Source organism: Segatella copri (assembly GCF_009495355.1).
Classification (GTDB): Bacteria; Bacteroidota; Bacteroidia; order Bacteroidales; family Bacteroidaceae; genus Prevotella.
The window spans coordinates 1-8,297 of sequence record NZ_VZAD01000100.1; the positions used below are offsets into that span (position 1 = coordinate 1).

At 45.9% G+C, this 8,297-nt stretch carries 6 protein-coding genes; all 6 read right to left on the reverse strand.

What is annotated here, in order from left to right; genetic code table 11:
* Positions 1-114: 114 nt before the first annotated feature.
* On the reverse strand, positions 115-1,158 hold the full coding sequence (gene ilvC / locus F7D20_RS12820; RefSeq protein WP_022252252.1) for a ketol-acid reductoisomerase: 1,044 nt from the start codon (positions 1,156-1,158) through the stop codon (positions 115-117).
* Between the two features lie 194 nt (positions 1,159-1,352).
* On the reverse strand, positions 1,353-2,138 hold the full coding sequence (locus F7D20_RS12825) for an acyl-[acyl-carrier-protein] thioesterase (RefSeq protein WP_158464387.1): 786 nt from the start codon (positions 2,136-2,138) through the stop codon (positions 1,353-1,355).
* Between the two features lie 108 nt (positions 2,139-2,246).
* Positions 2,247-2,792 (reverse strand): acetolactate synthase small subunit, encoded by a 546-nt coding sequence (gene ilvN, locus F7D20_RS12830; protein ID WP_022252249.1) that lies wholly within the window; start codon positions 2,790-2,792, stop codon positions 2,247-2,249.
* Positions 2,793-2,869: 77 nt separating this feature from the next.
* On the reverse strand, positions 2,870-4,585 hold the full coding sequence (ilvB, locus tag F7D20_RS12835; protein ID WP_158464388.1) for a biosynthetic-type acetolactate synthase large subunit: 1,716 nt from the start codon (positions 4,583-4,585) through the stop codon (positions 2,870-2,872).
* A gap of 89 nt (positions 4,586-4,674) precedes the next feature.
* The gene (gene ilvD, locus F7D20_RS12840; RefSeq protein ID WP_158464390.1) at positions 4,675-6,477 is read right to left on the reverse strand and encodes a dihydroxy-acid dehydratase; all 1,803 of its coding nucleotides are present in this window, start codon (positions 6,475-6,477) and stop codon (positions 4,675-4,677) included.
* A 253-nt stretch (positions 6,478-6,730) separates the two neighbouring features.
* Positions 6,731-7,888: an OmpA family protein gene (locus tag F7D20_RS12845; RefSeq protein ID WP_158464389.1), complete on the reverse strand. Its 1,158-nt coding sequence runs from the start codon at positions 7,886-7,888 to the stop codon at positions 6,731-6,733.
* Between the last annotated feature and the right edge of the window lie 409 nt (positions 7,889-8,297).

The following is an 8,297-nucleotide window of genomic DNA, read 5'->3' on the forward strand; positions in this document are numbered from 1 at the left end:
AATACCTGCGACTGGAGTTAAACCAGTTAGGTTAGTGTCATGCCCGACACACAAACAAAAGGGAACGACCCCTCACGGACCATTCCCTTTCCAACATTATGTACGAGAAAAAAATTAGTTGTTCTCAGGACGAAGTTTACGTACAGTAACACCAGCCTGCCACATCTCTTTGTTGCGCATAGCCTCGAGTTCTGCGTTCAACTTCTCACGGTAGTCAGGCTGAGAGTTCTTGTCGATAGAAATCTGTGCCTCATTACCTGTCTTAACAGAGTAATACAACCACTCCATAACTGGCTTGATAGCCTCGCGGAAACGAGGAGCCCAGTCGAGCGCACCACGCTGTGCAGTAGTAGAGCAGTTAGCATACATCCAGTCCATACCCTTCTCACCGAAGAGAGGGCCAAGGCTCTGTGTCAGCTCCTCAACAGTCTCGTTGAAAGCCTCTGATGGTGAGTGACCATTCTCACGGAGCACATCATACTGAGCCTCCAACAATCCCTCGATGGCACCCATCAAAGAGCCACGCTCACCAGTAAGGTCAGAAGTAGCCTCACGATGGAATGTGGTCTTGAACAAGTAACCGGCACCGATACCGATACCGAAGGCAATTGTCTTCTCCTCAGCCTTGCCAGATGCATCCTGGTAAACAGCATAAGAGCAGTTCAAACCACGACCCTCGCAGAACATAGTGCGGAGAGAAGTACCAGAACCCTTAGGTGCAACCATGATAACATCAATATCCTTTGGTGGAACTACGCCTGTGCGATCGCTCCAGTTGATAGCGAAACCATGTGAATAATACAAAGTCTTACCTGCTGTAAGATACTGCTTAATCTTTGGCCAAACAGCAATCTGGCCGGCATCAGAAAGCAACATACAGATGATAGTACCCTTCTGAACAGCCTCCTCGATAGAGAACAAAGTCTTACCAGGAACCCATCCGTCCTTCAGACACTTCTCATAAGTCTTACCCTCACGCTGACCAACGATTACGTTGAAGCCATTGTCACGAAGGTTGCATGCCTGACCAGGACCCTGAATACCATAACCGATAACGGCGATAGTTTCATTTTTCAATACTTCACGTGCTTTCTCCAATGAAAATTCATGACTGGTGACTACTGTTTCAATTACGCCACCGAAATTCATTTCTGCCATAATAAAAATTTTTTGTGCGACTACTGTTGTGAAGCCGCGGGTTTTACTTATCCATACGGATGCGAGCCCTACTTATTCAAAGAAAGTCTTTTGATCCGTCCACTCCCTATCCAAGAAAGCGGCTATGGGTTTATTCCTTTTATTAATTCGGTTGCAAAGGTAATAAATCATTATGAAACAACCAAATTTTTCTTTCATTTTTTTATAAATTTCGCTTTACTTCTTACAACTTCTATATCTTTTTCAGAATTTTGCATGCTTTTTGTTACTTTTATGCAATATTCATTCTCTCCTACTTTCTCCATATAGAAGTTCAATTTATCGCCTTGATGGCTCTCTGCCACATAAGCTATTTCGAATCTTTGCAGGAAATGGGCCTTATAGTAATCCAAATCAAACAAATCGAGGATGTGCTCGATATATTTCACCGAATTGATATGTCCATTGACGTCCACATCATTATAATAGGTGTCAATGGTTCTGACGAGTTGGGCATCTGCCGACATCTTCACCCTCGAGCTGGCAGCAATGGGGCATTCCTTTTCTGTCTCGATATACTGAGATATCAAGCCATCGTTGATCGAGAAGATGTCAACAGGCTGGCGGCTCTGCGTGTCTATCATAGCCCACACACTCTTGCCGTAACCATATACTTTCTCCTCCTCACCTGCCGGTGATGCGCTGCAGATCTTAAAGTCGCGCGCTGTAAAATACTTCATGGCATTCTCCACCCATGTCTCCACTGCGAACTTGTCATACGACTTGGGCATCTCTGTCATCTCAATGGCAAGACGGCTCAATACCCATGTGCGATGGCGAGGCATGAGATAGTTCATACCATATCCCCTGTCGTTGCTATGAAAATCGGCAGCATTCAACAGATGATTGCCCAAATGCCCCATAAACAAGTGACTGGAATAGTCACAATGAAAAGGTTCCGAAAGGAACTCATATCTTCCTACTTTGCTTAATAATTCCATATCTCGTACTTGTTTTATTATATAAAAGTCGTATTTCCATAGTCAGAAGACCATAGAAATACGACTCTTATAATTCATATTTTATACTATTTTCATCACTCTATGAAGTTACTCCTCTTCGCCTTTTTTAAGATAATCGGATACAGGCTCATCATAACTTCTTGTCACAGCAATGCGTCCAGAGCGAGTATACTGCAAGAGGCAGTCAAAGCTGTTGAGCTGATGGAACAAGTCAGCGATGTCTTCTGTCAGTCCTGCAAGGAGCACCGTGCTGTAAGTAGGATTTACCTCCATCATGCGTGCATCGTGCTTGCGGATGGTACGCGACACCTCAGGATTTTCCAGCAAGACGGGTGTGGAAATCTTGAAGAGAGCCACCTCGTGGATAAAGATCTGGTCATCGGTGTAATAGTCACTCTTCACCACATCAATCTTTTTCTCTATCGCCTTGTTGATTTTCTCTATCTGCTCCTCGTCACTCCACACCGTAATGGTGTACTTGTGAATGTTCTTGATACTGCTGGCAGATACATTCAAACTCTCGATATTCACCTGTCTACGAGTAAACACGGCTGTAATCTGATTCAGAATACCGGCAATGTTCTCAGAATAAACAAGCAGTGTATATAATTTTTTTTCGTTGTTATTCTCCATAATCTTATCGTTCAAAGAAGTTGATACTTCACCCCTCTTTCACAAGGAGTCGATTCCTCACTCTTCCTGTTCCACTCTTAATAGTTCAACTCGAGCTGCATCTCGTCCACGCTCTTGCCTGGCAGAGTCATAGGCACGATGTCCTCGTCCTCCTTGATGGCGCACTCCAAGAGATAAGGACCCTTGGTGGCAATCATCTTCTCTACCTTTGCCTTCAAGTCCTTGCGGTCGATGACCACATCGTAAGGAATACCATAGGCATGAGCCACCTCTGCATAATGTGGATTCAACATGTGGGTGAACGAACGGCGACCCTCGAACATCAGGTCTTGCCACTGACGCACATTGCCCAAGTAGTTGTTGTTCAGCAGAATCATCTTCACAGGAGCCTGCTGTTCCATGATAGTACCCAGTTCCTGGATGTTCATCTGGAAACCGCCATCACCGAAGAAGCAGCAGATTGTTCTGTCGGGAGCACCGAAAGTAGCACCGATGGCTGCAGGCAAACCGAAGCCCATGGTTCCGAAGCCACCACTGGTGACGATAGACAATTTCTTGGTAAACTTAAAATAACGGCTGCTGATCATCTGATTCTGACCGACATCATTCACGAGCACAGCCTCGTTGTGAGTAGCCTCGGTCACCACATTGGTCACCTCACCCATCAACAGTGGACCTTCCTTAGGATGAATGTCTTTCTCTATAACTTTCTCCTGCTCCTGCTGGCGATACACATCGAAAGAGTCGCGCCATTCACGGTGTACATTCTTGTTCAGCAGACGTGTGATGGCTGGCAACGACTGTTTGCAGTCACCGATGACAGCGACATCCGTCTTTATCACCTTGTCTATCTCGGCCTTGTCAATATCGAGATGAATCACCTTAGCCTGAGGAGCATACTTGGAAGGAACACCCGTGATACGGTCGCTGAAGCGCATACCGATGGCTATCAGCACATCACACTCCTGCGTCTTCATGTTGGTGGCATAAGAGCCATGCATACCGAGCATACCCATATTGAGAGGATGATTGCTGGGCAGAGCTGAGAGTCCGAGAAGCGTACGTCCTGCAGGGATATCGGCTTTCTCCAAGAACTCCAACAGTTCATTGTGGGCACCACCAAGTTCCACGCCATGACCCACCAAGGCAAAAGGTTTCTTTGCCTTGTTGATGAGTTCGGCTGCCTCAGCCACAGCCTGCTCGTCAATCTTAGGATAAGGATTATAGGATGTCACCTTCTCACACTTCACCGGTTCCCATTCGCAAGAAGCCACCTGGGCATTCTTGGTGAAGTCGAGCACGACAGGACCCGGGCGACCGCTACGGGCGATATAGAAAGCACGGCTTACAGCCCATGCCACATCCTCAGGACGTCTGATCTGATAAGCCCATTTGGAGATTGGCTGGGTAACACCCACCAGGTCTACTTCCTGGAAAGCATCAGTACCCAGGGCACCAACACCCACCTGACCAGCAATAACCACAATAGGGGTTGAGTCCATCATGGCATCAGCAATACCAGTCAGCGTATTGGTTGCACCAGGACCACTTGTCACAAGAGTCACTCCCACCTCACCGCTGACTCGGGCATAACCCTGTGCAGCATGAGCAGCAGCCTGCTCGTGACGTACCAAGATGTGATCAAACACCTTATTTTCTCCTCTCGTGTAACCATACAGTGCATCAAACACTGGCATGATGCTGCCACCCGGATAGCCGAAGATGGTTGTCACCCCTTCTGCCTGCAATGAGCGCATCAATGCTTCTGCTCCTGAAATTACTTCTTTTGCCATTTATACTTATTGTTTTTATATGATGAGGGAAGTTAAGTGGGAACTCACTTAACTTTCCTCCGAATTCTCTTAAATTTCTAAAGATACTACTAATCTATGATTCTCACACCACCCTTGTCGGCAGAGCTTACACTCTGTGCATAGGCACGCAAAGCCTTGCTTACCACACGGTTGCGCTTCAATGGCTGTTGTGGACGGGCATTGAGTTCCTCATCACTCAACTTCACATTGATGCTGCGGTTAGGAATATCAATCACGATGATATCGCCATCCTTTATCTTGCCGATGTTACCACCTGCCGCAGCCTCTGGTGAGATATGACCGATGCTAAGACCTGACGTACCACCCGAGAAACGACCATCGGTAATGAGCGCACACTCCTTGCCAAGATGGCGGCTCTTGATATAAGAGGTAGGATAAAGCATCTCCTGCATACCAGGACCACCCTTAGGACCTTCGTGGGTAATAACGACACAGTCGCCCGAGTTCACCTTGCCATCCAAGATTCCCTCGCAGGCATCCTCCTGAGAGTCGAAGCATACGGCAGGACCCTCGAAATGCCAAAGCACAGGGTCTACACCGGCAGTCTTGACCACACAACCGTTCTGGGCAATATTGCCAAACAGCACAGCAAGACCACCATCCTTGGTATAAGCATGCTCCAAATCGCGAATACAACCATTCTCACGGTCGGTATCCAGGCTTTCCCATTGAGCATCCTGACTACCCATCTGGGTAGAGAACTTACGACCAGGTGCAGAATGATAGATTCTGTCGGCCTCTGGGTCGAGTTGACCAGTGGTGATATCATATTTCTTCATCTGTTCGTCAAGAGTATGACCATCAACTCGCATTACAGAGCCGTTGATAAGTCCTCCCTTGTTGAGCTCATTCAATATACCCATGATTCCTCCTGCACGGTTGCACTCCTGCACACTGTACTTCTGAGTGTTAGGACTCAACTTGCAGAGACAAGGCACCTTACGGCTCAACTGATCGATGTCCTCCATCTTGAAGTCGGCGCCAGCCTCCTGAGCCACAGCCAACAGGTGAAGCACGGTATTGGTACTTCCGCCCATGGCGATATCCAAAGTCATGGCATTGAGGAATGCATCACGGGTAGCGATATTGCGTGGCAATACACTCTCATCGCCATCCTGATAATAAGCATAAGCATTCTTAACCACCTGACGTGCTGCATCCTTGAAGAGCTGAATGCGGTTCTTGTGAGTAGCCAGGATGGTACCATTGCCAGGAAGGCTCAGACCGATAGCCTCGGTAAGAGAGTTCATGGAATTGGCAGTAAACATACCCGAGCAACTACCGCATCCTGGACATGCACACTGCTCTATCTGAGTCATCTCCTCATCAGAGACACTGGTGTCAGCACCTTTGATCATTGCAGTGATCAGGTCGGCATTCTCGCCTTTCCATCGTCCTGCCTCCATAGGGCCACCCGAACAGAATACAGTAGGGATGTTCAGACGCATAGAAGCCATCAGCATACCCGGAGTCACCTTGTCACAATTGGAGATGCAAATCATGGCATCAGCCTTATGTGCATTTACCATATACTCTACAGAATCGGCGATGATATCACGGCTTGGAAGTGAATACAACATACCATCGTGACCCATTGCAATACCGTCGTCTACGGCTATAGTATTGAATTCGGCTGCATAGCAACCCATTGCTTCTATTTCCTTCTTGACAATCTGACCGATTTCATGAAGATGAGTATGACCTGGCACAAACTGTGTAAAGCTGTTCACAATGGCAATAATAGGTTTGCCAAACTGTTCATGTTTCATACCAGCAGCTACCCAGAGTGCACGGGCACCTGCCATTCTTCTGCCTTCAGTACAGACACTACTTCTTAATGGATGTTTCATCATTTTTGTATCTTCGTTTATTTTGCCTACAAAGATACTGAGTTTTTATGTAATAGCCAACAAATTTCGTATAAACTTTCACAAATACGCGTATTTTGTTACAAAAATAACCTATAATACTTACAATCTATAAGGCATTTGCTACATTTACATATCAATCAGTTACTATAAACAAAAAAATCCCTAAGACCGAAGCCTTAGGGATTCCCTATTTTGATATTATTCAATATCGTTTTTAGCGTATTGCTTTCAATTACTCAGCAACAGAGTTGTCGTTGAAAGTAGATACACGGTTGAACTCAACCTGCTTGAAGAGCTTGTCTGTTGCGCCCATACCCTTAGTAGTCAAACGATCAGCAGCGATCTTGTACTTCTTAACGAGTACGTTCTTAACAGCGTCAGCACGCTTCTGAGAAAGAGCCTGGTTGAAGTCCTTGTTACCCTCTGGAGAAGCGTAACCCTTGATCTCAACCTTAGCATCCGCGTGATTCTTCATATACTGAGCGATCAACTCGATGTTAGGCATCTGGCTCTTGTCTACAACAGCCTTGCCCTGACGGAACAATACAGTTGGCTGCAAGTTTGTAGCAGTAGCTGGCTTCACATACTTAGGCTTCTTGTTGCACTCGTCGAGAGCATTCTGAAGATCCTTGATCTGCTTGTCCTTAGCAGAAAGCTGAGCGTCCTTGTTGTTCAAGTCACCACGAAGGCTGTTGATCTGGCTGTTCAAACCATCAATCTCATTCTGGTCGCGGAGCTGAGCGATTGTGAAGTTGTGAGAACCGTTAGAGTTCTTGAACTTGTAAACGATACCAGCGTTCAACTGGAATGCAGACTTGTTGATGTCGTAAGCAACACCCTCATAGCCATAGCCGTTCAAAGCCCAGTTCATAGAAGGCTCAACATATACCTGCCATGCCTTAGCCTTGCCCAAGTTGAATGTGAAGTCGATACCAGCCTTAGAAGTAAGAGCGTTGAGCTCCTTTTCATTATCACCAGCAGCTGTACCGAATGTATGACCCCAACCGAAGCCGAATACAGGAACAACCTCGAACAAACGTGGCTCACCCTTGTAACCAGCAAACCAGTTGCTCAAGTTTACAGTACCGATCAAACCTACGTTCATGTAGCGAGCTAAAGTCTTAGACTGTGGCATGTAGTGCTTGCAGTGATCGTTGAAGTAAACATTACCCTCAGCAGCCAAACCGAATACTGGAGTGAACCAGCGACCGATACGAAGGCCAGCGTTTGAGTTCAGGTTGTTCATCCAGCTCTCGCCAGTAGTCTTTACCTGAGCACCGCCGTTGATGCCGATGTAGAAGTTGTCAAATGTCTTGCTCTCAGTAACTGTCTGAGCATTTACTGAAACTGCCATTGCAGCGGCAGCAAACAATAAACCTAACTTTTTCATGTCTCTCTAAAAATTAATTTATTAAAAATGTTATTGAAATCTTTATTATTGCGCAACACATTGCACATTTTTGAAATCGAGTGCAAAGTAATAAAAAAAAAACTTAACTACCAAACTTTTCCTATAATATTTTACATTTGTCCCGCGAAAACTGGAAAAAAAGCACATATTTTCTTCTTTTTGTACGATTGCAAAATAACTTTACGACTTTCACACCGATTATTCACACCCTATCACAACCTCCCAGTCTACTTACATTTTCAAGCTAAAACACAAGTTTTTCCATGCTTCTACGCGCGCGAACATTATTTATTATATATAGAGAGTTTCAGTAAGTCCTGGAGTTAGGGAAACAATAGAGTAGATGTGGGGAGTTACCCCCAGCACCTCTCATTGCACCGTACGTACG

Excerpts from the sequence above, each read along its gene's own strand:
- ilvC (WP_022252252.1), bottom strand. The coding sequence starts at position 1,158 with ATGGCAGAAATGAATTTCGGTGGCGTAATTGAAACAGTAGTCACCAGT.
- F7D20_RS12825 (WP_158464387.1), bottom strand. The coding sequence starts at position 2,138 with ATGGAATTATTAAGCAAAGTAGGAAGATATGAGTTCCTTTCGGAACCT.
- ilvN (WP_022252249.1), bottom strand. The coding sequence starts at position 2,792 with ATGGAGAATAACAACGAAAAAAAATTATATACACTGCTTGTTTATTCT.
- ilvB (WP_158464388.1), bottom strand. The coding sequence starts at position 4,585 with ATGGCAAAAGAAGTAATTTCAGGAGCAGAAGCATTGATGCGCTCATTG.
- ilvD (WP_158464390.1), bottom strand. The coding sequence starts at position 6,477 with ATGAAACATCCATTAAGAAGTAGTGTCTGTACTGAAGGCAGAAGAATG.
- F7D20_RS12845 (WP_158464389.1), bottom strand. The coding sequence starts at position 7,888 with ATGAAAAAGTTAGGTTTATTGTTTGCTGCCGCTGCAATGGCAGTTTCA.